Source organism: Kitasatospora sp. GAS204B (genome assembly GCF_029892155.1).
Lineage (GTDB): Bacteria > Actinomycetota > Actinomycetes > Streptomycetales > Streptomycetaceae > Kitasatospora.
This window is the reverse complement of record NZ_JARZAG010000011.1, coordinates 1-24,329: the sequence shown is the minus strand read 5'-3', so window position 1 is coordinate 24,329 and position 24,329 is coordinate 1. Positions and strand designations below refer to the sequence as shown.

The window sequence follows — 24,329 nt, the reverse complement described above, 5'->3', positions numbered from 1 at the left end:
CTGCCATGACGCCGACGCCCCGCGAGGCCCTGCTGACGATCCGCCGGGAGCTCGCCCCGGCCGAACACGACAACCGCCTGGTGCCCCGGATCGAGCAGGGCCTGGCTCCGCTCTCGACGCTCGCCGAACTGGCCGGGCAGCAGTACCGGATCCTGCGCAGCGACCGGCGCAGCTTCCTGGTGCTGGCCGCCCGCTGCGCCGACACGCCCGCCGGCGGCTACTTCGCCACGCTGGCCGACGGCGAGTCGCTGGCCCTCACCGCACTGACCGCCTTCGCGGCCGCCTGCGGCCTGGACCAGGCGGCGCTGCCCGCCCGCGAACCGCTGGCCGGCTGCCAGGCCTACCCCGGGCAGGTCGCCTGGCTGGCCCTGAACGGCGAGCCGACCGCCATCGTGCTCGCGCTGGCCGCCAACTTCGCGGCCTGGGGCCACTACTGCGCGATCACCGCGCGGGCGCTGCGCCGGCACTACGGCTTCTCCGACGCCGCCTGCGCCTTCTTCGACTTCTTCGCCACGCCGGCCCCCGAACTGGACGACGAGGCACTGGCGGTGGTCACGGCCGGCGGCTTCGACGAGACCCGGCTCGCCGAGGGCCGCCGCTACGGACGGTTGCTGCAGGACTACGAGTTGATGTTCTGGAACACCCTCGCCGACCTCTCCCCCGCAGCCGTTGCCGACCCGGACCCGGGCCTGGGCCTGGCCTGAGGCCGGTTGCCCACGGTAGCCGACGGGCGCACGCTGGACTAAGACCGACCGCCCCTGAATTCCAGGGAGGCAACTGATGTCCACCGTCAGCCCGCACCGTGCGGACACCGAGCCGGACGACACCGAGGCCGAGGACTTGAACGCGCTGGAGGGTGTCACCTCCGATCAGGTCCAGCACGCCCAGGACGAGTCCCGCGCGGAGGGCGAACCCTACGAGGACGCGGAGTGAGCGGATGAGCACGCTGGAAGAGCAGATCGACGTCGACGTCCCGGTCCAGGTGTGCTGGGAGCAGCTGCACCGGATCCACCAGTACCCCGAGTTCGTGGCCGGCCTGCGGCATGCGCACCCGCACGGCAGCCACCGTGCCCACTGCGACATCGAGGTGGCCGGCGCGGAACGCGTCTTCGAGACCGCGATCACCGACCACGGCGAGAACCAGGTGATGAACTGGCAGACCCTGGACGCCGCCCACCTTCGCGGCACCTTCGCGCTGCGGTCGCTGGAGAACGGTACGACCCGGATGCAGGTACGGGTCGAGTACGACCCGGAAGCCGTCCACGAGGTCTACGGCGGCCCGCACGGCTTCGCCCAGTCACACGCCATCGAGGAGACCATCCGCGGCGACCTGGCCCAGTTCAAGCGTCTGGTCGAGGAGGACCGCCCGCTGCCCGGCAGCTGATCCGAAGTGGTCGGCGGTGCGTCGCAGGTCGCACCGCCGACTTGCGACGCACCGACAGAGGCCCTAGCCGGCGGTGCGCTCGGCGGTGACGAAGCTGCGGTTCGAGCTCAGGTAGTCGGCGGGGCGGCCGTAGCCGACGGCCAGCTCGGCGCGGTCGTGGCGCTCGGCCTGCCATCCGTGCCGGTTCAGCCAGCTGATCGGGTCCTCGTCCAGGCCGCCGCGCCACAGCGCGTAGACGGCGCTCAGCTCCGGGGCCGGCGCCATCTCCTCGGCCGGGCCGCCCGGCTGTGCGGGCTCGTTGCTGCCGCGCCCGTGGGTGAGCGCCAACCGGCTGCCCGGGGCGCTGAGTTCGCCGATGGTGCCGAGGATCGCGGCGACCTCGTCCGAGCCGAGGTAGACCAGCAGCCCCTCCAGCAGCCAGACGGTGCGCACCGCCGGGTCGAACCCCGCCCCGGCGAGCACCGTGGCCCAGTCCTCGCGCAGGTCGGCGGCGAGCACGGTGCGCTCCACCGGAGCGACGGCGCCCTGCTCGGCCAGCACGCGCTCCTTGAAGGCCAGCACCGGCGGCATGTCGAGCTCGAAGACCCGCGTGCCGGCCGGCCAGGCGAGCCGGAAGGCCCGGGTGTCCAGCCCGACGGCGGGCACCACCACCTGCGCGCAGCCTTCGCGGGCGGCACCCAGCAGGTAGTCGTCGAAGAAGCGGGTCCGGACGACCAGGTGGCGCGCCATGGCGATCAGCGCGGGCGAGCGGTTCGGCCGGGGCGCCAGGGGCGGCTGCTCGCCGGCGGCGACGACGAAGGCGGCCGCGTACGGGTCGTCGAACAGGCGGTCCGGCCGGGCGCTCTCGAACGCGCGGGCCCGGGCCACGCCGATCGCGGTGCGGCCGACCCCCTCGGGAATCTGATGGGCGGTCATGGCGGGCATGCTACGCGGCCCTTCTGACAGCGGAACGCCGTCGGGCGCACCCTGGGGGTAGGGGTGCGCCCGACGGCGTTCAGCGATCAGCGGCGGACGGTCAGTGGCCGCCCTCGTCGACGACCTCGATCGTGCCGATGTTGCGCTCGATCTCCTCGGTGGGCAGCGCGACCGCGCGGGCCCAGTAGTAGATGCCGAGCGAGAAGGCCGCGACGACCACCATGTCCCACCAGAGCGGGATGTCGTTCAGGCCGCCGAAGCCGCCGAGCTTGGAGATGACCCCGAGGCCGATCAGGTAGACCGGCAGCCACTGCGCGGACTTGAAGTTCATCTTGGGCGCGTCCGGCAGGTTCTTCGCGATCGCGTAGGCCGCGTAGGAGCCGAGCAGGACGTAGCCAAGGACGATCGCGACGCCCAGGCGCCACAGCGTGTCCCAGCCGGACCAGTAGATGATCAGACCGGCGACCACGAAGGCGATCGGCGAGATGATCTCGGCAGCCGGGAGCACGTAGGGGCGCTCGCGGTTCGGCAGCCGCTTGCGGAAGACGCCGAGGGCCAGCGGGGCACCCGCGTACATCAGCACGCTGGCCGAGGAGATGAAGCCGACCAGCGCCTGCCAGCTCGGGAAGGGCAGGAAGCAGATCACACCGGTGATGAAGGCCATGATCAGGCCGAACCACGGCACGCCACGGCTCTCGGTCTTCTCGAAGATCTTCGGCGTGTAGCCGTTGCGGCTCAGGCCGTAGGAGATCCGGGAGGTCGAGGTGGTGTAGATCAGGCCGGTGCCACCGGGCGAGATCACCGCGTCGATGCGCAGGATGAGCGCCAGCCAGCCGAGGCCGATGACGGTCGCCAGGCCGGCGAACGGACCCTCGATGCCCTGGTAGGCCAGGTGAGCCCAGCCGTGGACGAAGGAGCTGCCCGGCAGCGCGCCGATGTAGACGACCTGCAGCAGGGTGTAGATCAGGGTGCCGATCACGACCGAGCCGATGACGGCGCGGGGGATGTCCTTCTTCGGGTTCTTGCTCTCACCGGAGAGCTGGATCGCCTGCTCGAAGCCGAGCAGCGAGAAGATGATGCCGCTGCCGCTGATCGCGCCGAGCACACCCTTGACGCCGTACGGCAGGAAGCCGTGCGAGGTGAAGTTCGACGGGTGGAAGTTGGTCAGCGCCAGGATGAAGATCACGAACAGCGGGACGGCGACCTTCCACCAGGTGGCGGCGCTGTTGGTGCGGGCCAGCAGCCGGACGCCGAGGAAGTTGACGGCCACGAAGGCGGCCATCAGCACGACCGCGACGACGAAGCCGGTGACGGTCAGCGTGCCGTTGGTGTGCTGGAGGTCGCCGAAGAAGCTGACGTACTTCTTCCAGTAGGCCGAGTAGCCGATCATGGCTTCGACCTCGATCGGCGCCACGGTGGCCGCCTGGAGCCAGGAGAACCAGCCGAAGGACATGCCGGCCAGGCCGCCGAAGGCGTAGTGCGGGTAGCGCGCCGTCCCACCCGATACCGGGAAGAGACCGCCCAGCTCCGCGTGGACCAGCGCGAGCAGCACGATCGCGACGGCCCCGATCCCCCACGAGATAACTGCCGCCGGCCCGGCGACCATGACGGCGTTCTTGGCGCCGAAGAGCCAGCCGGAACCGATGATCGAGCCGACTGAGGCCCAGAGCAGGCCTACCAGCCCGATGTCCCGGCGGAGCTTGGTACCGCTACCAGTGCCGGACGACGTTATTTTGTCAACAACTGCCATGTGTGGGGACCCTCTTCAAAGATGGCGGGTGAGAGTGCGGTGAACGCTAGCGGGCCATTAAGGATCTGCAAAGACCCCTCAGCCGAATAGTTACGTTCACCGGGCACCCCGCCGCCCCTTTGGCGCTCCAATTCGGGCGTTCGCACCAAGGCTGAGCGGATCCTGAGTGTGGCAGGATCGCTGCAGGTCAGCGGCGTCACGGCAGTTGACCACTTACAGCCCAGCAGGTCGAGACCAATATTTGAGCTTCATTTGAGCCTTCTCGGACCTTGCTGCATTATTGTCGGCCCACGCGGTCATATTTTTCATAATCGCTGTATAGCTATAAGGTGCGCCGGGGGTGCCAATCGGCGGCCCGGGAATCCGGGGCACCCGCCGCTTCGCAAGCCCCCGGCAGTGTTTGACGCCCCATCAGCTGCGGGCTCCGAGCCCGGTCGACCCCGGCTCAGCGGCCGTCGGCGACCAGGGTGATGTCCTGTTGCTGCACGGCGAGGAATTCGGGCATGGGCACCAGCGGGCCCTCGGTGAGATGCACAAGCGTCGCCTCCACCCGGGCGGGGCCCGGCCTGGCGTCGAGCGCGTACGGCTTCTCCTGGCTGGACCAGCGGTGCGGGCTCCCGTCGCAGGTGGCCCTGGTGCCGTTGCCGATGCTGCGGGACTGGTCGCCGATCCGCAGGCTGCTGCTGACGAAGACCGCCCCACCGGTCAGACAGCGGTAGCTGCCGGAGAGCGTGACGGTGCCGTCCGACCCGACGGTGCCGACCGCGTCCACGGCCACGGCCCCGCCGCCGGTCGGGCCCGCCGGACCGGCGGCCGGACGGTTGATCGGGGCGTTCGGCGGACCGGCGACCGCCCCGTTGACCGCGCCGGCGGGGGCGGCACCGGCCAGCAGCGCGAGCACGGCCGCGCCGAGCAGCCCGGCGGCGCCCGATCTGCCGGGACGGGGGCGGAGCCGGATCGAAGCGGGAGCAATCCGCATGACTACCTCCAGTGATGGGCTGCGCGCACTCGGTGATGGCGCGTCGCGCCTACAGCTATCTCCTCCGGTCAGGCGGGCCGCGCATTCTCACCCGTTCAGCGCGTGTCAGCCCCCGGCCCGGGGAGCCCCTTGCCCCACCACGGCGACCTGCGGCAGGCTCGGGCACCAGGGACACATCGCCGTGCCCCGCCGCGACCCGAAGGACGAGCCCCCGATGACGATCCCTCAGACCCCCCAGAGCGTGATCCCCCCGCTCTTCGCCGGGCTCTGCGACGACGCGGCGATCTTCCCGCCCGGCGACCTGCCGCTGCCGCAGGCCGTGCCCGCCCACCTGGCCCACCGCACGGCCTGGTACGCGGAGCTGGTCGGCCCCTTCCTCTGCGGCGCCGGGCGGATCGGCGCGCTCCTGGAGCAGTTGGGCGACGGCGCCGAGCACCCGGGCCTGGGCACCGACCCGCTGGCGGTCGGCCTGATCGTGCCCGACGGCAGCGCGGGCCTGGAGCCGGCGCTGCGCGCGGTGGCGGCCGACCCGCGCCTGCGGATCGCCGGCATCGAGGTGCTCGCCGACCAGGACGGCACCGCCGCCGAGGGCGTGCGCAAGGTCCGCACCGCGCTCGACAAGCTGCTGCCCGAGTACGCGCCGGGTGTGGACGCCGCCGTCGAGGTGACCCGCGGCCCCGAACTACTGCTCGCGCTGGACGAATTGGAGAGCAGCCCCTACCGGGCCAAGTTCCGCACCGGCGGCACCACCCCCGCCGCCTTCCCCGGCGAGCTGGAGCTGGCCTCCTTCCTCTACGCCGCGGTCTACCGACGCCTGGCCTTCAAGTGCACGGCCGGCCTGCACCACGCGCTGCGGCACGACGACGCGGCCACCGGCTTCGCGCACCACGGTTTCCTCAACGTGCTGCTGGCCACCCACGCGGCGCTCGAGGGCGCGGAGCACGGCGAGCTGGCCGCACTGCTGAGCGAGCGGGACGGCGAGCTGATCGCCGAGAAGCTCACCGACCTCAGCCACCAGCAGGCCCAGGCCGCCCGGGCGACGTTCACCGCCTTCGGCACCTGCAGCATCGCCGAGCCACTGGCCGACCTGCTCGCGCTGGGCCTGGTCTCGCTGCCCTGATGGCGGTTGCGGTGACGGGTAACGATTCATGATCGGCGGCGGCTGACCGTTCCGCAGCTCTTACCCTCCCCGATACCAGGCAGTAACCTCGCCGGGTTCGACCCGCGCGCCGCCACCCGGGCCGCGCCGGGTCGCCTCGGGAGGGTTCATGCGTTCTCGTCTCAGCCGCCGCCTGCGCGCGGCAGCCTGTGCCACCGCGCTCGGCGCCACTCTGCTCGGCCTCGGCGCCGGCCCCGCCTCGGCCGCGGCCCCCAGCACCCGCTACTACCTGGCCCTGGGCGACTCGCTCGCGGCCGGCTACCAGACCCTGCCCGGCGGCGGCTCCGAGGTCGGCCACGGCTACGCCCAGGACCTCGCCCGCACCCTGGGCCAGCGGGCGCAGAGAGCCGGTCACCCGTTCTCCTTCACCGACCTCGGCTGCCCGGGCGAGACCACCGGCTCGATGATCAACGGCGGCTGCCCCTACCCCCACCCGTACGCGGGCCCCCAACTCGACGCCGCGATAGCTTTCCTGACGGCCCATCGGCACGACGAGCTGACCGTCACCCTGGACATCGGTGCCAACGACGTGGACGGCTGCGCCACCAATGGCAACCTGGACGCCGCCTGCGCCGCCAAGGGCATCGCCACCGCCGGCTGGGACCTCAACACCATCCTCAGCAAGCTGAAGGCGGCCGCCGGCCCGCGGACCACGTTCGTCGGCATGAACCTCTACGACCCGTTCCTGGCCGCCTGGATGACCGGCACCCAGGGCAAGGTGCTGGCCGGCCTGTCGGTGCCGCTGGCCGACACCCTCAACGGCACCCTGGACTTCGTCGACGCGCTGCACGGGGTGCCCACGGCCGACGTCGCGAAGGCGTTCAACACCAACTCGCTGCTGCCGCTGGTCCCGTTGGACGGCCAGCAGGTGCCGCTGAACGTGGCGCGGATCATGACCTGGACGAACATGTCACGTGGCGACATCCACGCCAATGACACCGGGTACCAGGTGATCGCGGACGCCTTCCTGGCGAAGCTCTGAGCTCTCCTGACCGGCCGTCGGCGCCTCGTCCCGCTGCGGGACGCCGACGGCCGCCCGCGCCCCGGGTCACCCGGGTCACCCGGGTCACCCGGGTGCGCCACCCGCCAGCGCCGCCGAGAACGCGCGGGCCCGGCGGGTGAGTTCCGCCCAGTCGCCGGCCGCCACCGCCGCGGCCGGGACGACCTCGCTGCCCGCGCAGACGGCGAGGGCGCCCTGCGCGAGAAAGGCCGTGGCGTTGGTGCTGTCCACGCCGCCGGAGGCGATCAGCGGCAGGTCGGGGTAGGGACCGCGCAGGTCCTTCAGGTAGCCGGGGCCGAAGGCGCGGGCGGGAAAGATCTTGACGGCGGCGGCGCCCAGGTCCACGGCCTGCGCCACCTCCGTGGGGGTGAGCGCGCCGAGGAACACCGGCACGCCCGCCTCGCGTGCCACCTGCGCCACCTCGGCGCGGCAGGCCGGCGTCACCAGGTACTCGGCGCCCGCGGCGATGCCGGCTCGGGCCTGGTCGGCCGTCAGCACCGTGCCGAGGCCGAGCCGGCAGCCCGTGTCCGCCGCTGCGGCGAGGGCGAGCTGGTCGACCACGTCCGGTGTGGTGCAGGTGAGTTCGACCCACCGGACGCCGCCCGCCAGCAGCGCGGCACAGAGCTCGGCGGCGTCCGGTATCACCGGCGCGCGCACCACCGCGATCACCCGGTCGGCGGCGAGTGCGCTCCTGGAGCCGCTCGTCATCGAACCAGCCCGCCCGCCACGCGCCGCAGCGTCCGCCCCGGCAGCGCGCCGGTCGGGCGGCCGTCGCGCAGCACCGCCGTGCCGTTGACGTAGACCTGGTGGATGCCGGCGGCCGGCCGCCGCGGGTCCTCGAAGGTCGCGCGGTCCGCCACCGTCTCGGGGTCGAAGAGCACCAGGTCGGCGTGGTGGCCGACGCGGATCGTGCCGCGCCGCTCCAGGCGCAGCCGGCGCGCCGGGCGGCCGGTCATCCGGGCCACCGCCTGCTCCAGGGTCAGCACGCCCGACTCCCTTGCGTAGTGGCCCAGATAGCGGGCGAAGGTGCCCCAGGCGCGCGGGTGCGGCCGGGCCCCGACCAGCAGCCCGTCACTGCCCACCGTGTGCGCGGGGTGCCGCATGATCGCGCGGACGTTCTCCTCGTGGCCGACGTGCTGCAGGATCGTGGTGCCCAACTCGTCGGCGCGCAGCAGCTCGAAGAAGATCTCGCTGCCGCCGCACCCCCGTTCGGCGGCCAGTTCGGCGATGGTCCGTCCGACGGCGGCGGTCAGCGAAGCGTCCCGGACGCCGGAGATCTGCACCGTGCGCCAGTCCGCGACCACCCCGTGGCACCCGTCGCTGCCCTGCTCCTCCAGCGCCAGCCGGATCCGCTCCCGTACCCCGTCGTCCGCGAGCCGGGCCAGGGTCGCCTCGGGACCGCCCTCGGCCGCCCAACTCGGCAGCAGGGCGGCCAGCGTGGTGGAGCCCGGCAGGTAGGGATAGCTGTCCAGGGTCAGGTCGCAGCCCTCCGCGAGGGCTACGTCGAGCAGGGCCAGCAGCTCCCCCGCCCGTCCGGCGTTGACGCCGAAGTTCATCGTGGCGTGCGCGAGGTGCAGCGGGCAGCAGGAGCGGCGCGAGATCTCCAGCATCTCCGCGTAGCCGTCCAGCGCCCCGGCTCCGTAGGACCGTTGGTGCGGTGAGTGGTAGCCACCGTACTCGGCGACCACCGCGCAGAGCGCGGTGAGCTCGTCGGTGTCCGCGTACATCCCCGGCGGGTAGCTGAGCCCGCTCGACATTCCGACCGCGCCCTCGCTCAGCCCCTGGGCCAACAGCGCCCGCATGGCGTCGAGTTCGCCCGCCCTCGGGGCCCGCCGCTGCCAGCCGAGCACCAGCGCGCGCAGCGTGCCGTGTGGCACCAGGTAGCAGGCGTTGACCGCGATGCCATGGCCGTCCAGGCGGTCCAGGTACTCCCCGACGGTCCGCCAGTTCCACGCGAGGTCTTCGGGATCACCGTTCCAGCCGGCGAGTTGGCGTCGCAGCGCGGGCCGGGTCCGCTCGTCGACGGGCGCGTAGGAGAGTCCGTCCTGGCCGAGGACCTCGCAGGTGACCCCCTGGGTCACCCGGGACGGGTGGTCGGGCTCGACCAGCAGCCGCAGGTCCGAGTGGCTGTGCATGTCGATGAAGCCGGGCGCGAGCACCAGTCCGTCCGCATCGACGGCCGCACCACCCGCCGGGCGCGGACCGAGCGCTGCGGCCTCGCCGATCTCCGCGATCACCCCGTCCCGGACCAGCACGTCGGCCCGGTGGCGCTCGGCGCCCGTGCCGTCGACCACCGTGGCGCCGCGGAAGAGCAGCGTGGACATCAGAAGAACGTCCGCACCAGGTCGACCACCTTGGGCCGGTGGGCCGAGGTGTCGTCCAGCACCGGGATCAACGTCCACTTGTCGAAGGCGGTGCACGGGTGCGACAGGCCGAGCCGGACCACCTCGCCGACCTCGGCGTCGCTGTCCCGCAGGAACGCGTGCTGGTCGTTGAGCGCCGTCACCACGCCCTTCAACGCCCGCCCGTCACGCACCAGTTGCGGCTCCGGCAGGCCGTCGTCGTACGGGAAGTCGCGCTTGCCGCCGTCCAGCAGCGCCAGCCCCGACTCGGGCCGGGAGAGCACTCGCGCCCATCCGTGCAGCGCCGCACGCAGCGGCTCGTCGCCCGCGCCGCGCACCAGCGGGGAGACCCCGCGGTAGAAGCCGTCGTCATGCGCCAGGTAGGCGCCCGACCGGAGGACCACCGTGGTGTCCGGCTGCGCGCCGAGCGGGGCCAGCACCCGGGCGACCTGGTCGAAGTAGGCACTGCCGCCGGCGCTCACCAGCACCCGCTCGCCCGCCGCGAAGAGGCCTTCGCCGCGCAGCGCGTCGTGCAGCTCCACCAGCCGCAGCAGGTAGGTCTCGACGGCGGCCAGGCCGCGCGGCGTGGCGTCATGGGCCAGCGCGCCCTCGTAGCCGCCGACGCCCGCCAGGCGCAGCATGGGCGCCGCCGCGACGGCCCGGGCCACGTCGAGCGCGGTCGCCAGGTCCCGCACCCCGGTCCGCCCGGCCGGGCCGCCCAGCTCGACCAGCACCTCGACCGGCCGCCCCGCCGCCACCCCCGCGGCGCGCAGCGCCTGGTCCATCAGCCGCACCGCCGCCACCGAATCCACCCAGGAGCTGAACCGGAAGGCCGGGTCGGCCGCCAACTCCTTTGCCAACCAGGCCAGTCCCGCCGGATCGAGCAACGTGTTGGCGAGCAGCACCTCGCGCACCCCGAAGGCCCGGGCGACCCGCAGCTGCGGCAGGTTGGCCAGCGTGATCCCGTAGGCACCGGCGTCCAGCTGGGCCTGCCAGAGCGCGGGGGCCATGGTGGTCTTGCCGTGCGGGGCGAGCGCCACACCGGCCCGCGCGCACCAGTCGGCCATGGTGCGCAGGTTGTGTGCCAGGGCGCCCGCGTCCAGGGTCAGCAGCGGGGTGGCGAACTGATCCAAGGTCGGTTCGGTCGCCAGGTACTGACTGACCGTCAGTCCCCAGGCGGCCGGCGGCAGGGCCTTGAACCGCCAGTCCAGACGCTCTGCGGCCAGCTCGGCCACCTTGGCCCGGTCGATGACCGCCCGCCCGGCTGCAGCTGCCTCGCCCGCCACCCCTGCCGGTTGCCCCATGACTTCGCCACCACGCTTCTCACCTCGGACATTGCGTATGATGCAACGCCCTTTGCATATGCTGTCGTTGCCGTTCTAACATGCGGGACGACAGCGGTCAACGAAGGGGAGGGCCTGGTGACTGCAGTGCGGGGAGCCGCGACAGCGGCGCAGGCGCTCTGCCTCGGCGAGTCGATGGCGGTCCTGCTCCCGGATCGCCCGGGACCGCTGGAGACCGTCGACGGCTTCCGCCGCACGGTCGGCGGCGCCGAGTCCAACGTCGCCTGCGCGCTGGCCGCCCTCGGCATACCGACCGCCTGGCTCAGCCGGGTCGGCGCGGACGGCTTCGGCCGCCGCCTGCTCGTCGAGTTGGCCGCCCACGGGGTCGACACCTCGGCCGTGGTGATCGACCCGGATCGACCAACCGGCTTGTACGTCAAGGAGGTCGGCGGCGCCGCCGAGCACCCGCACGACCTCGGGCCCGGCAACAGCCGGCTGCACTACTACCGCACCGGCTCGGCCGCCGCCGCCCTCGGCCCCGAGCTGCTCGAGGACCCCGCCGCCGCCGAACTGCTGGCCGGCGCCCGGCTGCTGCACCTGTCCGGCATCACCGCGGCGCTCTCCGACAGCTGCCTCGCCCTGCTCCGCGCCCTGCTCGCGGCACCGCGCGCCGGACGGCTGATCAGTTTCGACCTCAACTGGCGCCCCGCGCTCTGGCGGCACCGCGATCCGGCGGTGCTGCCGGAGCTGCTGGACGCCGCCGATCTGGTGCTGCTCGGCGCGGACGAGGCCGAGCAGGCGTTCGGCACCGGCACCCCGGACGAGCTGCGCGCCCTGCTGCCCCGCCCCGCGACGCTGGTGGTCAAGGAGGCCGGGCGAGCGGCGACGGCGCTCGCCCGGGACGGGCGCCGGGTGACCGAACCGGCGCTGCGGGTCGAGGTGGTGGAGCCGACCGGCGCGGGCGACGCCTTCGCGGCCGGCTACCTGGCCGGCACGCTGCGCGGACTCGACCAGCGCCGACGGCTGCGGCTCGGCCACCTGGCGGCGGCCACCGCGCTGACCTCGCCGGGCGATCAGGGCACGCTGCCACCACCCGCGCTGGTCACGGCACTGCTGGCGGCCGACGAGGCGCAGTGGGCGGCCACCCGGGTCGGCCCGGCGGGCGTCGACTCCCCCGTGACGGCGCCGTCCCCCGACCCGTCCGAGAGCGGTGACCGATGAGCCAGACCGTGCGACGGGCGCTCACCCTGCTGACCGAACTCGCCGAGGGCGAGCGCTCGCTGGAGCAGCTGGCGGCGCTGCTCGAGGTGCACAAGACCACCGCGCTGCGGCTGCTGCGGAGCCTGGAGGAGTCCCGGCTGGTCCACCGGGACGGCGAGTACCGCTACCACCTGGGTGCGGGGCTCTTCGCGCTCTCCAGCCGGGCGCTGGAACAGCGCTCGGTGCGCCGGGTGGCCACCGCCCACCTGGCCGAGCTGAACGCGGCCACCGGACAGACCGTCCACCTGGCGGCGTTGGAGGGCGGCGAGGTGGTCTACATCGACAAGTACGAGTCCCGGCAGCCGGTCCGGATGTACTCCAGGATCGGGCTGCCGGTGCCGATGCACTGTGCGGCGGTCGCCAAGGTGCTGCTCGCCGACCTTCCACTGACCGAACGTCAGACGATGGTCAGAACACTGGAGTTCACCCCCTTCACCGAGCGCACCCTGACCACCCCGAAGGCACTGCTGGCCGAGCTGGCCCAGGTCGCGCAGCAGGGCTGGGCGCACGACCGGGCCGAGCACGAGCCGTTCATGAACTGCGTGGCCGCACCCGTCCGGGACGCCACCGGACGGGTGGTCGCGGCCGCCTCGCTCTCGGTGCCTGATCTGGTGCTGCCCTACGAGCAGGTGCTGGAGCTGCTGCCCCGGCTGCTCGTCACCACCGCCGCGATCTCCACCGACTGCGGCGCCCCGTAAGAGAGGCCCTGGCCCCCTCCCCACCGACCGAAGGACAGAGCGGCGATGAGCGAGAAGACCGAGATCCGCACCGACCAAGCCCCGGCCCCGGCCTGGGTGTTCTCCCAGGGCGTCCGCAAGGGCCCGATCCTCCAGGTCTCCGGGCAGGGCCCGCAGGACCCGGAGACCGGCGCCTACCTCCACGAGGGCGACGTCCAGGCGCAGACCCGGCGGACCCTGGAGAACGTCCGGGCCGTCCTGACAGCGGGTGGGGCGAGCGTCGCCGACGTGCTGGTGTTCCGCGTCTACCTGACCGAGCGGGCGCACTTCGCGGCGATGAACGAGGCCTACGCCGCGTTCCTGGCAGAGCACCTGCCGCCCGGCGCGGTCAAGCCGTGCCGCACCACGGTCTTCGTCGGACTGCCGCACGAGGCGATGCTGGTCGAGATCGACGCGCAGGCCGTCCTGGACTGAGGACCGGACCCGCGGCCGGGGGGGCGGGCCGGCCGCGGCGGGTGCGTGCTCACACCTCGCAGAGCACCCGGCCCGGCCCCCGGCCCGGCAGCGGCACCTTGCGGGCCTGGCCGCCCGGACCGCGCCGGACCGCGCCCTGACGGGCCGGCAGCGAACGACCCGACAGCGGCTTGCTGCGGGCCATCACCGACGGGGTGACCGCCGGCCGGGGCGACGGAACCACCGGACCCACAGGCGGCAGCACCGTCGGAAGCACAGCTGTGACCACAGCCGGAACCGAGGCCCTGCCCGGCACGGTCGCCGACCCGGCAGCGGTCCCGCCGGCCGGCGAAACGCCTGACGCGCCGCCCGACGGAATATCCGTCAGATAATCGGAGAGGAAGCGCCGCTCCGACTGGCTCAGCTTGCGCGACCGCCCGGAGACCCGATCCCGGGCCACCACCACGGTGCGGGCCGTCATGTAGGTGAACGGACCCCGGCAGACGTCCACCCGGATCTGCGCGGAACTGCGGCCGAGCCGTTCCACCATCAGCCGGACCAGCAGCGGGTCCGGTCCGTGGTGCAACTGTTCCAGATAATCGATCTCGTGCCGCGCGATCAGGAATCCGGCCGAAAAGAGCGAATCCCGCACCGCCCGGGCGTGGTGGTGGAAAAGATCGTAGATTCCCTCCTGGATGTAGCCGACCAACCGGGCGTTGTTGATGTGCCCGTTCTGGTCGACATCGGCCCACCGGGTCGGGCAGCGCAGGACGTGGGCGTTGCGGTACGTCGTCATCGGAGCCCCGCTCACCGTTGTGCCTGGGCCTGGGCCTGGGCCTGGGCCTGGAGCCGGGCGTCGGCGGGACGGCGCGGGACGGCGAGCGCCTGCTGCAGGCGCTGGTGGTAGTCGGCGCTGGTGTCGCGCATCCGCCCGGTGGTCCAGCCCTCCTCGGCCGCCTCGGCCGCGATCCGGACCACCAGGGAGTCCAGCGCCTTGTCCACCGCCCGGCACAGTTCGGCGGCCGCCGCGATGCGACCCTCGATGTTTCCGGACCCACCCCGGACAGGGAATTCGGCGAGCGCGTTCACGGCGAGCTGGACTCCGTCGGCGGCGGCCGCACTGCTTTCCGGCTGGCAATTGTCGTGCACGGTGTCTCCCGGGAAATAGCGGATGGGCAGGGACGAGTGCTCCCGGTTTTCCGGAAGCACTCGAAGGCGCAGCGGGGAAGACGCTAGCCCAGCCCACCCGCTCCATTCGCGGTTTATCCGCCACCCGGTGGTACGACCCCACGACCGGAGTAGGGATAATTCACCGACATCAGTCAAGTAACCGGCCGATCGGCGGCATCGGTAACCACCGAACGGAGTTCAGGCGGCCAGCTCCTTGCCCAGGCAGATGCACTCGGGAGCGTCCCGGTAGATTCCGAACTTGGTGATCGGCAGGTAGCCCTCGGCCTGGTACAGCGCCACGGCCTCCGGCTGCTCGGTGCCGGTCTCCAGCACCAGGCGCCGCCGCCCGGCCTGGTGGGCCAGCGCCTCCAGGTGGCGCAGCACGCTGCGCGCCAGGCCGCGGCCGCGGGCGGTGGGGACCACGAACATCCGCTTGAGCTCGGCGTCGCCGTCGCGCAGGAAGGCGTGACCGCCGTCCTTGGCGCGCCAGCCCCCGCAGGCGACCGGCGCGCCGTCCAGGTAGCCGACCACGAAGATTCCGTGCGGGTCGGTGAAATGCTCGGCCCGCATCTCGGTGCGGTCGATCTCGCCGTACCGGCGGATGTACTCCTGCTGGACCTCGGCGGTCAGCAGTTCGGCGTCGGGGTGGTCGTACCCGGTGATGCGAAGCTCCATGGCCGCCAGGATAGCGACCAACCCGATCATCCGATGATTCGATGTTTGGCCGGAAAGGGCCGAGCACGAAGGCTCGACCGGAAAGCTCAGCGCCCCCCGAAGCGGGCCAGCAGTTCCGCCTTGCCGAACATCTGGGCGGTCTCGAAAGCCGAGGGCTGCCCCGCATGCGGGTCCGCGCCGCCCTCCAGCAGTGCCTCCAAGGCCTCGTCGGCACCCTTGAAGACGGTGCCGGCCAGCGGTGTCTGGCCGCGGTCGTTCGCCTGGTTCGGGTCGGCGCCACCCGCCAGCAGCAGCCGGACGACGGGGGCGTGGCCGTGGTAGGCGGCCAGCATCAGCAGGGTGTCGCCGCGGTCGTTGGCGAGGTTCACCGGCGCCCCGGCGGCCAGGAAGGCGCCGAGCGCCTCGGCGTCGCCGCCGCGGGCGGCGTCGAAGATCCGGCCGGCCAGCTCGATCAGCTCGGCCTCGTCGGGCTCCTCGGTGGTGGGCGGCAGGGATTCGGACGAGTCGGCCATCACGGGCCCTTTCGAGTAGGGAGCGAAGCTCGGGGTTCAGGTCGCGGCCGGGGAGTGCCTCCCGGGGCGGCGGTGCGGCCACCGGAACCGTAGCCGTCCGTGATCGTCCGGGCCAGTGACCGTCCGCGATCCGGCCACCCGGCGGCGCCCGGCACGGCAGAGCGCGGCACGACTCCCCGGCGCGAGGCCCCGGACGCGACCCGGCGGGACCGTGGGCACGCCACCGTTCGAGCGAATTCGGCGCGTCGCCCGACGGTCGTCCCCGCCACCTCCGACGCGCGCGAAAGTCCGTGAATTCCGTCCGCCGGGCCAGCGCCGGGCGCCCACCCGAACCTTCGTTCCCGCCTCCGGCCTGCGGCTTCGAGCGAAGACCACCCATTTGCTCCGTTCCGTCATCTATTACTTTTTGTCAGGATTGGGGCACTCTCCGTGACACTGTCCCCTGTATGGCCTCGCGGACCACCCCATCGCTGCCATGCCCCGGCAGTGGCACCCCGTCCCGCCTCACCGAGGAGCAGTCCCCGTGATCCTGTCCATCTCCGGCATCGTCCTGTTCGGCACCATCGCGTTCCTCTTCTTCCGGCGGGACGGGCTCAAGGTCTCGCACGCCTTGGTCTGCGCCCTCTTCGGCTTCTACCTCGCGGGCACCGCGATCGCCCCGAGCATCCAGGCCGGCGGCGCGAGCCTGGCCAACCTGCTCGGCGGCATCAAGTTCTGAGCCGCACGTCTGCGGAACCGCACGACATGAGCGGCGGCCCGGGCGCGGTCCCACCGCCCCGGGCCGCCGCTCGTGTCGCCCACCCCTCGCCCGCCTCGTCCCAAGCCCGTCCGACCCGCCCGGGGAGTCCAGGACCATGTCCCTCAACCGCCACCTGACCCGCGGCCGCGACCTCGCCCGCACCGCCGGCGACCACGCCGCCGACATGTTCGCGCCGCTCACCCTGATCGGGCGCGGCCTGCGCCGGCACGCCGGCTGGGCCAAGGCCCGCTGGCACGCCACCCCCAGGGAGCGGCGCGGCCCCACCCTGCTGCTCACCCTGGCCGCCCTGGTCGGCGTGGTGCTGCTGCCGCACGGCCCGGTGCTCGCCGTGATCGCCCTGGTGGCCAGCGCCGCCTGGAAAGGGCGGGAGCCCAAGGTGGCGCCGCCGCCGGTGCCCGACCCGGTCGAGGTGAAGCTGCCCGCCCTCTACGCCGCCCTGACGCCCTACCTGGCTTCACCGGACGACGCCTGCCCGCTCTACCGCCCCGACGGCGACTACCAGGACGCCTTCGCCGGCTGGGCCTTCGACTCCGAGGGCCGGCTGGCCGCGCTGGAGATCGGCTATCCCGCCTACTTCACCGACACCGAGCCCGCCGCCCGGGCCCGGATCGAGCAGGTGGTGCAGAGCAAGGCGGGCCGGGCCCGGGAGTACCGCTTCGACTGGGAGCACGAGTGCAACCGCCTCCAGGTCACCGCGCTCTCGCCGCTGCCGCAGGACGTGCCCGCGCAGACCTGGGTGACCACGCCCGGTGAGATCGTGCTCGGCTTCACCGACGTGCAGACCACCCAGCGGTCGATCCCGGTCGCCCAGGACGGCGGCGCCGGCCACCAGCACCCGGTGATCTGGCGCACCGGCCCGCGCTCGGCCGAGCCGCACCTGCTGGCCCTGGGCACGGCCAGCGCCGGCACCTCGACGCTGCTGCGCACCGTCGCGCTGCAGGCGCTGGCCCACGGTGACCTGCTGGTGATCGACGGAGCCGGCACGGGCGAGCACGCCTGCCTGGTGAACCGCCCCGGCGTGCACACGGTGGAGACCAGCCTGCACGGCGCGCTGGCCGCGCTGGACTGGGCGGCCCAGGAGACCGAGCGCCGGCTGGCCGCGCTGAACGCCGCCCGCTACCGGGGCGAGCCCGCCCCGGCGGATGCCACCCGCCCGCTCTGGCTGCTGCTCGACCACCCCACCGAGCTGAGCGAGCTGGCCCAGGCCGAAGGCCGTCCCGATCCGCAGGACCTGCTGGAACTGCCGCTGCGCCAGGGCCGGGCGGCCCGGGTCACCGTCGTCGTGGCCGAGTCGATCGAGGCGCTCGACCGGCTCTCGCCGGCCCTGCGCTCCGCCACCCGGGCCCGGGTGGTCCTCGGCGGCCACCACCCGCAGGACCTGCACCGCGCGCTCGGCGTCCCGCTCGACCTGGTCCCGGCCACGCAGACCCCGCCCGGCCGCGGCTACGCCCGGATCGGCGCCCAACCGCCCGCCCGGCTCCAGGTGCCCGCCACCGTCGACCCGCTCGACGAGGAGGCCCCGGCCCGGCTGCGCGACGCGGTGATCGCCCTGCTCCCGCACCGCGACACCCGGATCGAGGCCGCCGCCCCGCCGGTGCCCGCGCACCAGCCCCAGGTGTCGCCCGCCGCGGAGCCGCGGACCGAGGCCGGCGCCACCCGGGTCGAGCTCGGCAAGTCACGCTGAGCGCCGGTGAACTCGCCGCGAACCAACCGACTGGGCTGTGCGAGCTGCGCGAATGGCCAATTCGGCGACACCACCAGTACGCTCCGGCAAGCCAGGAAAGTGATTCGGTCACAAGGCGCGAAATTGATGACACCCAGGGTGATATCCCTGTCCAGATGTGACAAATCGGACGGAGATGGGTACAAACAGGGACGGCACGACAGACGACGCATGTCCCCGGTCGGGAATCTTCGTCGGAAGCCGAGCGTTGACCGAACGACGAAGACAGCGACCCCAACTAGTCCTGTGGGCCATAAGCCCTGGAGGCACGATTCATGAGCGAGCGAGCTCTCCGAGGCACGCGACTCGGCGCCACTAGCTACGAGACCGACCGTGGCATTGATCTGGCCCCCCGCCAGACCGTCGAGTACGCATGTCAGAACGGACACCGGTTCGAGGTGCCCTTCTCCGTCGAGGCGGAGATTCCCTCGGTTTGGGAGTGCCGGTTCTGCGGCACCGAGGCCGTCCTGCTCGACGGTGACGAGCCGGAAGAGAAGAAGACCAAGCCGACCCGGACCCATTGGGACATGCTGATGGAGCGCCGGACGCGCGAGGAGCTGGAGGAGGTGCTGGCCGAGCGGCTGGCCGTACTCCGCTCCGGTGGGATGAACCTCGCGGTGCACCCGCGGGACACCCGCAAGAGCGCCTGATCCCACAACGCGAGGGGCCCCGATCCATTCGGATCGGGGCCCCTCGCGTTGTGCCACACGCGATCAGCGGTCGAGCGGCGGGCGCGGGTCGTCGTCCTGCGGACGCCGAGGGCCGGCGGGGTCGTCGGCCGGATCGACCACCTCGCCCTGGACCACCTTGCCGTCGGGGCGGTGGATCCGCATCTGCTCCTGCAGCCGCAGCGCGTCGGCGAGCGGGTCGCCGACCGGCGCCGAGCGCGCGGCACGACGGGCCAGCCGGCGGCCGGCCCCCCGCCAGAGCCCCCGGGTCGGCGGGAAGAGCACGGTCAGGCCGAGCAGGTCCGAGAGGAAGCCCGGCACCGCGAGCAGCAGCCCGGCCAGCGCCAGCAGACCGGCGTTGCCACTCGGCGGCCGACGCTCGCCCGTGCTCCCGCCCTCAGCCGGGCTCCCGCCCGCACTGCCGCTCCCGCGCTCGAACGGGGTGCCGGCGGTGGCGGCGCGCACCGCGTCCAGGCCGGCCCGCTTGATCAGCCGGAACCCCACCACCAGGCCGAGCAACAGCAGGACCAACACCAGCAGCCAGGTCGTCGCCGTGGCGACCTGGATCATCACCCAGATCTCCAGCACCATCCAGGCGGCCAGCAGCAGGGGCAGAAAACGGCGGCGGCGCCGGTCGGGGCGGCCGGCCGTGGTCGGGTTCACGTGCTGTGTCACGAAACGGACAACGGTTCGGCGCCCGCCGGTGTTCCGGTCTCCGTCCCGCTCCCGCCGCCGCTGCCGCCCCGACCGCCGGTGGCACGCCCGCGACGCCCGCGACGCTCGATCAGCACCGCCGAACCACAGGCCAGCAGCCCGATGATGGAGATCGCCCACTCCGGCGCGGCGCCCACCCGGTCGGCGAGCGTCTTGCTGTCACGCAGCGGCACATCGGCGCTCAGCGCGGCGGGGGTCAGCTCGGCGGTGCGGCTCTCGATACTGCCGTCCGGGCGGATGACGGCGCTGATCCCGCTGGTCGCGGCGATCAGCACGGCCCGGCCGTGCTCGACCGCGCGCAGCCGGGACATCGCGAGCTGCTGGTCGGGCTGGCCGCTCCTGGCGTAAGTGGCGTTGTTGGTCTGCACGACGATCACCCGGCCGCCGTCGTCGACGGTGTCCCGGACGATCTCGTCGTAGGCGACCTCGAAGCAGATCACGTCGCCGATCCTGGCCGGGCCGAGCTGCATCACGCCGGTGCCCTTGCCCGGGTAGAAGTCGCGGGCGACCCGCTGCAGCCGGGTGATCACCTTCATCAGGACCGAGCGGAACGGCACGTACTCGCCGAACGGCACCGGGTGCTGCTTGGTGTAGTGCGCGCCGGGACCGCTGAGCGGGTCCCAGACGATGCCCTCGTTCTGCACGTGCTGCGCGTCAGGGCCGTCGACCAGGGCGCCGACCAGGGTGGGCACGCCGATCGAGCGGACCGCCTCGCTGATCGTCTCGTAGGTGAGCGGGTCGCCGTACGGGTCGAGGTCGGAGGAGTTCTCCGGCCAGATCACCAGTTGGGGCTTGGGCACCTGGCCCGCGTCGATCTGCTCGGCCAGCTTCTCGGTCTCGGCCGCGTGGTTGTCCAGCACCTGCATCGGGCGGCCGAGGAAGTCCATGCCGGGGTGCGGGACGTTGCCCTGGATCAGCGCGACCCGGGCGCTGGCCGGGCCGCCGGCGCTCTGGCCGGCGGTGGGCACCGGAACGGCGAAGCCGCTGACCGCGATCAGCGCGGCGCAGGCGCCCGCCCCGGCGGGCAGCAGCACCCGGCGGGACATCAGCGGCGCGGCCGGCCCGGCGACGGGCCCAGCGGCCGGCCCGGCGACGGCCCCGGCCGCACGACGGGCGCGCAGCCGGCGCAGCACGGGCAGCGCGAGGTAGCCGAGCAGCGTGCCGGTCAGCGCGACGGCGAAGCTGACCAGCACCGCGCCGCCGAGCGCGGCCAGCGGGGTGTACGGGCTGGCGGTGTTGGCGAAGGCGAGCCGGCCCCACGGGAAGCCGCCGAACGGCAGCCGGTCGCGGGCCCACTCCTCGGCCACCCAGAGGCAGGCCGCCCAGAGCGGCCAGGCGCGCAGCCGCGAGGTGACGGCCAGCGCGCCGCCCAGCGCCCACAGGAAGGCCGCCTCGGCGGCCGAGAGGCCGACCCAGGCGTCGGAGCCGATCACCCGGATCCAGACCAGCAGCCAGAGGAAGAACGGGAATCCGAAGGCGAACCCGGTCCAGGCGCCCTGCCGGAAGCTGCGGCCGCGGGTGAGCAGCGAGAGCGCGGCCACCGCGAGGATCGACAGCGGCCACAGGTCGTAGGGCGGGAACGCGGCGGCCAGTGCCAGCCCGGCCGCCGCGGCCAGCGCGCTACGGCGCCAGCCGGCCCGCACCTTGGCGCGCAGCCGGCCGAGCCGACCGGTCCGCGCGACCTGGCCCTCCCCCGGCGCCTGCGGGGCCTGCGCGGTGGCCGTCCCGTCGTCCGGGTCGGGCGAGTCCGCGTCGACGGGCAGAGCCACCTGGGCACCATCTCTCTGGCTGGATCGGGCGACGGCTGGATCGGGCGGCGGCCGGATCGGGCCGCCACCGACCGGGTTTTCGGACACCGGCGGTCAGCACGACGGTACCTGCCGCCGGCCGCTCACCGGAAGTCGCGGGACTGTGAGAATCCGCAGGTCAGCGCGCGGGTTCGGACAGGAACACGGTCCGCCCGCGGACCACGGTGCGCAGGCAGGTCGGCAGCTCGGTGCCCGGGGTGAGGTCGGGCAGCCCGGGCGTGCCGGAGCGCGGGTCGGTGGACCAGCCGGCCACCCGGGAGTCGGGCGCCTGGACCACCAGCTCGCCGGTGCGCCACACGGCGTAGCTCGCGGGAGCACCGGGGACCAGCACGCCCTCCTGGTCCCGGCCGATCGCCCGCCAGCCGCCACGGGTGTGGGCGGCGAACGCGGCGCGCACCGAGATCCGGTGCTCGGGGGTCTGGTGGAAGGCGGCCGCCCGGACCGTGCCCCAGGGGTCGAGCGGGGTGACCGGTGCGTCCGACCCGAGGGCGAGCGGCACGCCGGCCCGCAGCAGCGCGGCGAACGGGTTGAGCCCGGCCGCCCGCTCGGCGCCCAGGCGCTGGACGTACATGCCCGCCGGACCGCCCCAGGCGGCGTCGAAGGCGGGCTGGACGGAGGCGGTCAGACCGAGTTCGGCGAAGGCGGCGATCGCCTTGTCGTCCAGCGCCTCGGCGTGCTCCACCCGGTGGCGCAGCGCCTTGACCCGGGCGAGGCCGAGCCGGTCGGCGGCGGTGCGGACACCGTCGAGGACGGCGGCGAGCGCGGCGTCGCCGATCGCGTGGAAGCCGGCCTGCAGGCCCGCCTCGGTGCAGGCGGTGACGTGGTCGGCGATCTGAGCGGCCGTCAGGTAGGCCGTGCCGTGCTGGTCCGCGTCCTCGGGGGCGTCCAGGTACGGGCTGTGCAGGCAGGCGGTGCGGGAGCCGAAGGCGCCGTCCGCGAAGAGGTCGCCGCCGGCGCCGACCGCGCCGAGCCGCCGGGCGGTCTCGACGCCGCCGCGCTCGCTCAGCTCGCCCCAGTAGCCGTAGACCTCGGGGCCCTGGTGCTCGGCGGCCAGCGCGAGCAGGGCGGCCAGGTCGCGCTCGGCGGAGATCTCCGGGCCGGCGCACTCGTGCAGTGCGGCGATGCCGAGGGCGGCGGCGCGCTCCAGGGTGGCGAGTTGGGCCACCCGGCGCTGATCGTCCGTCAGTTCGGCGAGCGCGGTGCGGCGCACGGCGTGGTGGGCGTCGCGGGTGAGCGGGGCGCTCGGGTGGTGGCCGGGCAGCTCGGCGAGCCCCGGGGTGCGGGCCCGCAGGGCGGAAGTGGCGAGGGCGGAGTGCACGTCGGTGCGCGAGAGGTAGAGGGCCGCGCCCTGCGCGGCGGCGTCCAGCTCCGCGAGGGTCGGCGGGCGGCCTTCGGGCCAGCGCGTCTCGTCCCAGCCGTGGCCGATCAGCACGCCCTCGTGCCGGTGGGCGCGGGCGTGGTCGGCGATCCGGCGCAGCGCCTCGGGGAGCGAGGGGCAGCCGGTCAGGTCCAGGCCGGTGAGCGCCAGGCCGGTGGCGGTGGCGTGCACGTGGGCGTCCACGAAGGCGGGGGTGACCAGCGCACCGGCCAGGTCGACGACCTCGTCCGCGACGCTCGCGTAGGCGTCGGCAGCGCCCTCGCTGCCGACCCAGGCGATCTGCTCGCCTTCGATCAGCATCGCGGTCGCGAAGGGGTCGGCCGGGCTGTAGACGGTGCCGCCGCGCAGCAGCACGGTGCGGGAGGTGCGTTCGGTCATGAGGGACAGTCTGCACCCGCCGGAGCGGCTCGCCCGACCTGGCCCTACAGCCGGGGCGGGCGGGCCTCGTACGGCGTGGAGAGGACCACGGTGGTGCGGGTGGAGACTCCGGCCGCGGTGCGGATCCGGGCCAGCAGGTCCTCCAGGTCGCCGGGAGCCCCGACCCGGACCTTGAGGATGTAGTTCTCGTCCCCCGCCACGCTGTGGCAGGCCTCGATCTCGGGCAGCGGGGCGAGCCGGTCCGGCACGTCGTCAGGGGCGCTGGGGTCGAAGGGTTTGACCGAGATGAAGGCGGTCAGCGCCAGGTCGACGGCGTCCGGATCGATGATCGCCGAGTAGCCGCGGATCACCCCGCGCTGCTCCAGGCGGCGGACCCGCTGGTGAACGGCCGAGGTGGACAGGCCGGTGGCCTTGCCCAGGTCGGTGTAGCTCATCCGCCCGTCCTGGACGAGCAGCTGGACGATGCGCTGATCTAGATCCTCCACAAGGCGCAAACCTACCCGACGACCGGCGTACGCCGAATACGGACGACTGCGCTCCGCACAGGGCGCGCGGCGCACCGGTGCGCGCCGGGGGTGCTCCGGCCTGCCGGACGGGTCGCACCGGAGCGCTTCTGGCATGTGCCGGTGGAATGTGGCGAAGGCCACACCGGCGTGCGTCACCCCGCGCCGACCTGCAGGGTTATCGACCCCTGGAGCCGGGAAAGGCTGCTGGTGGCCCGGGCCGAGTCGGCCCGTCCCGATCCAAGGGGGATCACATGCCTGCAGCTGAGCAGCGCGCCTTCGGCGCCGACAGCACCCTGACCTCGAATGACGAACCGGAGGGCGAGGATCGCACCTCGGGCCTCGGCTTCGCCCCGGGCGCCGACCCGGGCGAGGCCGAGACCTGGGAGATCATCCGGGTGCACTGCCCGGAGTGCCAGCGCCCGATCGCCCTGCTGGGCGATGAGGAGCTGCTGCCGCAGCACGCGGTGCTGCGCACCGCCTGGCACCCGTTCTCGCCCGCGCTCTGCCCCGGATCGGGGCTGCTCGCCGACGACCTGGAGGAGTGCGCCGCCGAGCCCGGCGAGCCGGCCGACGCGCTGGCCGCGCTGCTCACGCTGCCGACCGAACTGGACTGGCGCACCCAGCCGTTCTCGCACGCGATCGGCCCCGGCCCGGCGCCGCTGAAGCGGCTCGCCGACCGGGTGCCGTCGATGCGCCAGCCACAGCGGGGCCTGGTCCGGCACTGAGACCCGCATCGGGCCGGGGGGGGGGGGGGGGGGCCCGCCCCCCCCCCCCCCCCCCCCCCCCCCCCGCGGGGGCCCCCGGGGGGGGGGGGGCGGGGCCCCCGGCGCGGCGG

Annotated in this window: 26 protein-coding genes; 12 read left to right on the top strand and 14 right to left on the bottom strand. The window is 73.6% G+C overall.

What is annotated here, in order from left to right:
• The first annotated feature begins 5 nt into the window (after positions 1 to 5).
• From P3T41_RS16775 to P3T41_RS16765, 3 genes are all read left to right on the top strand, one after another.
• Positions 6 to 704, top strand: a complete 699-nt coding sequence (locus tag P3T41_RS16775) for a transcriptional regulator (protein WP_280690666.1) — start codon at positions 6 to 8, stop codon at positions 702 to 704.
• Between the two features lie 76 nt (positions 705 to 780).
• Positions 781 to 933: a hypothetical protein gene (locus tag P3T41_RS16770; RefSeq protein ID WP_280690665.1), complete on the top strand. Its 153-nt coding sequence runs from the start codon at positions 781 to 783 to the stop codon at positions 931 to 933.
• Between the two features lie 4 nt (positions 934 to 937).
• Positions 938 to 1,384 carry an SRPBCC family protein gene (locus P3T41_RS16765; protein ID WP_280690664.1) on the top strand — a complete coding sequence of 149 codons (447 nt, stop codon included), beginning with the start codon at positions 938 to 940 and terminating at the stop codon, positions 1,382 to 1,384.
• Between the two features lie 63 nt (positions 1,385 to 1,447).
• Here the strand turns inward: P3T41_RS16765 and P3T41_RS16760 are convergent, their stop codons facing one another.
• The 3 genes from P3T41_RS16760 to P3T41_RS16750 all read right to left on the bottom strand — a co-directional run bounded on the left by P3T41_RS16760 (position 1,448) and on the right by P3T41_RS16750 (position 5,028).
• Positions 1,448 to 2,299, bottom strand: coding sequence for an SAM-dependent methyltransferase (locus P3T41_RS16760; protein WP_280690663.1), 852 nt, complete (start codon positions 2,297 to 2,299; stop codon positions 1,448 to 1,450).
• Between the two features lie 100 nt (positions 2,300 to 2,399).
• Positions 2,400 to 4,049: an APC family permease gene (locus tag P3T41_RS16755; RefSeq protein WP_280690662.1), complete on the bottom strand. Its 1,650-nt coding sequence runs from the start codon at positions 4,047 to 4,049 to the stop codon at positions 2,400 to 2,402.
• Between the two features lie 445 nt (positions 4,050 to 4,494).
• Positions 4,495 to 5,028 (bottom strand): DUF6299 family protein, encoded by a 534-nt coding sequence (locus P3T41_RS16750; protein ID WP_280690661.1) that lies wholly within the window; start codon positions 5,026 to 5,028, stop codon positions 4,495 to 4,497.
• A 214-nt stretch (positions 5,029 to 5,242) separates the two neighbouring features.
• Between P3T41_RS16750 and P3T41_RS16745 the strand changes: the two genes are divergently transcribed.
• The gene (locus P3T41_RS16745) at positions 5,243 to 6,148 is read left to right on the top strand and encodes a hypothetical protein (protein ID WP_280690660.1); all 906 of its coding nucleotides are present in this window, start codon (positions 5,243 to 5,245) and stop codon (positions 6,146 to 6,148) included.
• A 148-nt stretch (positions 6,149 to 6,296) separates the two neighbouring features.
• Positions 6,297 to 7,169, top strand: coding sequence for an SGNH/GDSL hydrolase family protein (locus tag P3T41_RS16740; protein WP_280690659.1), 873 nt, complete (start codon positions 6,297 to 6,299; stop codon positions 7,167 to 7,169).
• A gap of 84 nt (positions 7,170 to 7,253) precedes the next feature.
• Here P3T41_RS16740 and P3T41_RS16735 read toward each other — a convergent pair whose 3' ends face one another.
• Genes P3T41_RS16735 through P3T41_RS16725 form a run of 3 tightly spaced genes read right to left on the bottom strand, consistent with a single transcriptional unit; the run spans position 7,254 to position 10,833 of the window.
• Entirely contained in the window at positions 7,254 to 7,895 is a 642-nt protein-coding gene (locus P3T41_RS16735) for a bifunctional 4-hydroxy-2-oxoglutarate aldolase/2-dehydro-3-deoxy-phosphogluconate aldolase (protein WP_280690658.1), read from the bottom strand.
• The gene (locus tag P3T41_RS16730) at positions 7,892 to 9,511 is read right to left on the bottom strand and encodes a D-aminoacylase (RefSeq protein WP_280690657.1); all 1,620 of its coding nucleotides are present in this window, start codon (positions 9,509 to 9,511) and stop codon (positions 7,892 to 7,894) included. The genes P3T41_RS16735 and P3T41_RS16730 overlap by 4 nt, the downstream gene beginning before the upstream one ends.
• Complete coding sequence (locus P3T41_RS16725; RefSeq protein ID WP_280690656.1) at positions 9,511 to 10,833, bottom strand: alanine racemase; 1,323 nt, start codon at positions 10,831 to 10,833, stop codon at positions 9,511 to 9,513. The genes P3T41_RS16730 and P3T41_RS16725 overlap by 1 nt, the downstream gene beginning before the upstream one ends.
• A 117-nt stretch (positions 10,834 to 10,950) precedes the next feature.
• Here P3T41_RS16725 and P3T41_RS16720 point away from each other — a divergent pair, with 117 nt between their 5' ends.
• The 3 genes from P3T41_RS16720 to P3T41_RS16710 are packed head-to-tail and all read left to right on the top strand — an operon-like array spanning position 10,951 to position 13,223.
• Positions 10,951 to 12,033, top strand: coding sequence for a sugar kinase (locus tag P3T41_RS16720; protein WP_280690655.1), 1,083 nt, complete (start codon positions 10,951 to 10,953; stop codon positions 12,031 to 12,033).
• A complete protein-coding gene (locus P3T41_RS16715) occupies positions 12,030 to 12,770 on the top strand; it encodes an IclR family transcriptional regulator (RefSeq protein WP_280690654.1) in 741 nt (246 codons plus the stop codon). The genes P3T41_RS16720 and P3T41_RS16715 overlap by 4 nt, the downstream gene beginning before the upstream one ends.
• Positions 12,771 to 12,815: 45 nt before the next feature.
• Entirely contained in the window at positions 12,816 to 13,223 is a 408-nt protein-coding gene (locus P3T41_RS16710; RefSeq protein ID WP_280690653.1) for a RidA family protein, read from the top strand.
• A 49-nt stretch (positions 13,224 to 13,272) separates the two neighbouring features.
• Here P3T41_RS16710 and P3T41_RS16705 read toward each other — a convergent pair whose 3' ends face one another.
• The 4 genes from P3T41_RS16705 to P3T41_RS16690 all read right to left on the bottom strand — a co-directional run bounded on the left by P3T41_RS16705 (position 13,273) and on the right by P3T41_RS16690 (position 15,559).
• Positions 13,273 to 13,998 (bottom strand): thioesterase family protein, encoded by a 726-nt coding sequence (locus tag P3T41_RS16705; protein WP_280690652.1) that lies wholly within the window; start codon positions 13,996 to 13,998, stop codon positions 13,273 to 13,275.
• Positions 13,999 to 14,009: 11 nt separating this feature from the next.
• A complete protein-coding gene (locus P3T41_RS16700) occupies positions 14,010 to 14,351 on the bottom strand; it encodes a hypothetical protein (RefSeq protein ID WP_280690651.1) in 342 nt (113 codons plus the stop codon).
• A 219-nt stretch (positions 14,352 to 14,570) separates the two neighbouring features.
• Entirely contained in the window at positions 14,571 to 15,047 is a 477-nt protein-coding gene (locus P3T41_RS16695) for a GNAT family N-acetyltransferase (protein ID WP_280690650.1), read from the bottom strand.
• 86 nt (positions 15,048 to 15,133) lie between these two features.
• Positions 15,134 to 15,559 (bottom strand): ankyrin repeat domain-containing protein, encoded by a 426-nt coding sequence (locus tag P3T41_RS16690; protein ID WP_280690649.1) that lies wholly within the window; start codon positions 15,557 to 15,559, stop codon positions 15,134 to 15,136.
• 523 nt (positions 15,560 to 16,082) lie between these two features.
• Here P3T41_RS16690 and P3T41_RS16685 point away from each other — a divergent pair.
• The 3 genes from P3T41_RS16685 to P3T41_RS16675 all read left to right on the top strand — a co-directional run bounded on the left by P3T41_RS16685 (position 16,083) and on the right by P3T41_RS16675 (position 18,692).
• Positions 16,083 to 16,277: a hypothetical protein gene (locus P3T41_RS16685; RefSeq protein ID WP_035840595.1), complete on the top strand. Its 195-nt coding sequence runs from the start codon at positions 16,083 to 16,085 to the stop codon at positions 16,275 to 16,277.
• Positions 16,278 to 16,413: 136 nt separating this feature from the next.
• Positions 16,414 to 18,003, top strand: a complete 1,590-nt coding sequence (locus P3T41_RS16680; RefSeq protein ID WP_280690648.1) for a hypothetical protein — start codon at positions 16,414 to 16,416, stop codon at positions 18,001 to 18,003.
• Between the two features lie 314 nt (positions 18,004 to 18,317).
• The gene (locus tag P3T41_RS16675; RefSeq protein ID WP_101384134.1) at positions 18,318 to 18,692 is read left to right on the top strand and encodes an RNA polymerase-binding protein RbpA; all 375 of its coding nucleotides are present in this window, start codon (positions 18,318 to 18,320) and stop codon (positions 18,690 to 18,692) included.
• Between the two features lie 63 nt (positions 18,693 to 18,755).
• Here the strand turns inward: P3T41_RS16675 and P3T41_RS16670 are convergent, their stop codons facing one another.
• The 4 genes from P3T41_RS16670 to P3T41_RS16655 all read right to left on the bottom strand — a co-directional run bounded on the left by P3T41_RS16670 (position 18,756) and on the right by P3T41_RS16655 (position 23,473).
• Positions 18,756 to 19,385, bottom strand: coding sequence for an FxsA family protein (locus P3T41_RS16670; protein WP_280690647.1), 630 nt, complete (start codon positions 19,383 to 19,385; stop codon positions 18,756 to 18,758).
• Positions 19,382 to 21,193: an apolipoprotein N-acyltransferase gene (gene lnt, locus P3T41_RS16665; protein WP_280690646.1), complete on the bottom strand. Its 1,812-nt coding sequence runs from the start codon at positions 21,191 to 21,193 to the stop codon at positions 19,382 to 19,384. The genes P3T41_RS16670 and lnt overlap by 4 nt, the downstream gene beginning before the upstream one ends.
• A 157-nt stretch (positions 21,194 to 21,350) precedes the next feature.
• Positions 21,351 to 22,988, bottom strand: coding sequence for an amidohydrolase (locus P3T41_RS16660; protein ID WP_280690645.1), 1,638 nt, complete (start codon positions 22,986 to 22,988; stop codon positions 21,351 to 21,353).
• 44 nt (positions 22,989 to 23,032) lie between these two features.
• A complete protein-coding gene (locus tag P3T41_RS16655; RefSeq protein ID WP_266290617.1) occupies positions 23,033 to 23,473 on the bottom strand; it encodes an Lrp/AsnC family transcriptional regulator in 441 nt (146 codons plus the stop codon).
• A gap of 272 nt (positions 23,474 to 23,745) precedes the next feature.
• On the opposite strand from P3T41_RS16655, the gene P3T41_RS16650 reads away from it, so the two are divergent.
• Positions 23,746 to 24,219 carry a hypothetical protein gene (locus P3T41_RS16650; protein ID WP_280690644.1) on the top strand — a complete coding sequence of 158 codons (474 nt, stop codon included), beginning with the start codon at positions 23,746 to 23,748 and terminating at the stop codon, positions 24,217 to 24,219.
• Positions 24,220 to 24,329: the final 110 nt, after the last annotated feature.

What these genes read in the sequence shown, in the direction of transcription:
- P3T41_RS16740 (WP_280690659.1), top strand. Translation starts at nt 6,297, where the DNA reads ATGCGTTCTCGTCTCAGCCGCCGCCTGCGCGCGGCAGCCTGTGCCACC.
- P3T41_RS16675 (WP_101384134.1), top strand. Translation starts at nt 18,318, where the DNA reads ATGAGCGAGCGAGCTCTCCGAGGCACGCGACTCGGCGCCACTAGCTAC.
- P3T41_RS16660 (WP_280690645.1), bottom strand. Translation starts at nt 22,988, where the DNA reads ATGACCGAACGCACCTCCCGCACCGTGCTGCTGCGCGGCGGCACCGTC.
- P3T41_RS16710 (WP_280690653.1), top strand. Translation starts at nt 12,816, where the DNA reads ATGAGCGAGAAGACCGAGATCCGCACCGACCAAGCCCCGGCCCCGGCC.
- P3T41_RS16730 (WP_280690657.1), bottom strand. Translation starts at nt 9,511, where the DNA reads ATGTCCACGCTGCTCTTCCGCGGCGCCACGGTGGTCGACGGCACGGGC.
- P3T41_RS16735 (WP_280690658.1), bottom strand. Translation starts at nt 7,895, where the DNA reads ATGACGAGCGGCTCCAGGAGCGCACTCGCCGCCGACCGGGTGATCGCG.
- P3T41_RS16775 (WP_280690666.1), top strand. Translation starts at nt 6, where the DNA reads ATGACGCCGACGCCCCGCGAGGCCCTGCTGACGATCCGCCGGGAGCTC.
- P3T41_RS16690 (WP_280690649.1), bottom strand. Translation starts at nt 15,559, where the DNA reads ATGGCCGACTCGTCCGAATCCCTGCCGCCCACCACCGAGGAGCCCGAC.
- P3T41_RS16745 (WP_280690660.1), top strand. Translation starts at nt 5,243, where the DNA reads ATGACGATCCCTCAGACCCCCCAGAGCGTGATCCCCCCGCTCTTCGCC.
- P3T41_RS16765 (WP_280690664.1), top strand. Translation starts at nt 938, where the DNA reads ATGAGCACGCTGGAAGAGCAGATCGACGTCGACGTCCCGGTCCAGGTG.
- P3T41_RS16680 (WP_280690648.1), top strand. Translation starts at nt 16,414, where the DNA reads ATGTCCCTCAACCGCCACCTGACCCGCGGCCGCGACCTCGCCCGCACC.
- P3T41_RS16770 (WP_280690665.1), top strand. Translation starts at nt 781, where the DNA reads ATGTCCACCGTCAGCCCGCACCGTGCGGACACCGAGCCGGACGACACC.
- P3T41_RS16750 (WP_280690661.1), bottom strand. Translation starts at nt 5,028, where the DNA reads ATGCGGATTGCTCCCGCTTCGATCCGGCTCCGCCCCCGTCCCGGCAGA.
- P3T41_RS16705 (WP_280690652.1), bottom strand. Translation starts at nt 13,998, where the DNA reads ATGACGACGTACCGCAACGCCCACGTCCTGCGCTGCCCGACCCGGTGG.
- P3T41_RS16715 (WP_280690654.1), top strand. Translation starts at nt 12,030, where the DNA reads ATGAGCCAGACCGTGCGACGGGCGCTCACCCTGCTGACCGAACTCGCC.
- P3T41_RS16760 (WP_280690663.1), bottom strand. Translation starts at nt 2,299, where the DNA reads ATGACCGCCCATCAGATTCCCGAGGGGGTCGGCCGCACCGCGATCGGC.
- P3T41_RS16695 (WP_280690650.1), bottom strand. Translation starts at nt 15,047, where the DNA reads ATGGAGCTTCGCATCACCGGGTACGACCACCCCGACGCCGAACTGCTG.
- P3T41_RS16725 (WP_280690656.1), bottom strand. Translation starts at nt 10,833, where the DNA reads ATGGGGCAACCGGCAGGGGTGGCGGGCGAGGCAGCTGCAGCCGGGCGG.
- P3T41_RS16755 (WP_280690662.1), bottom strand. Translation starts at nt 4,049, where the DNA reads ATGGCAGTTGTTGACAAAATAACGTCGTCCGGCACTGGTAGCGGTACC.
- P3T41_RS16650 (WP_280690644.1), top strand. Translation starts at nt 23,746, where the DNA reads ATGCCTGCAGCTGAGCAGCGCGCCTTCGGCGCCGACAGCACCCTGACC.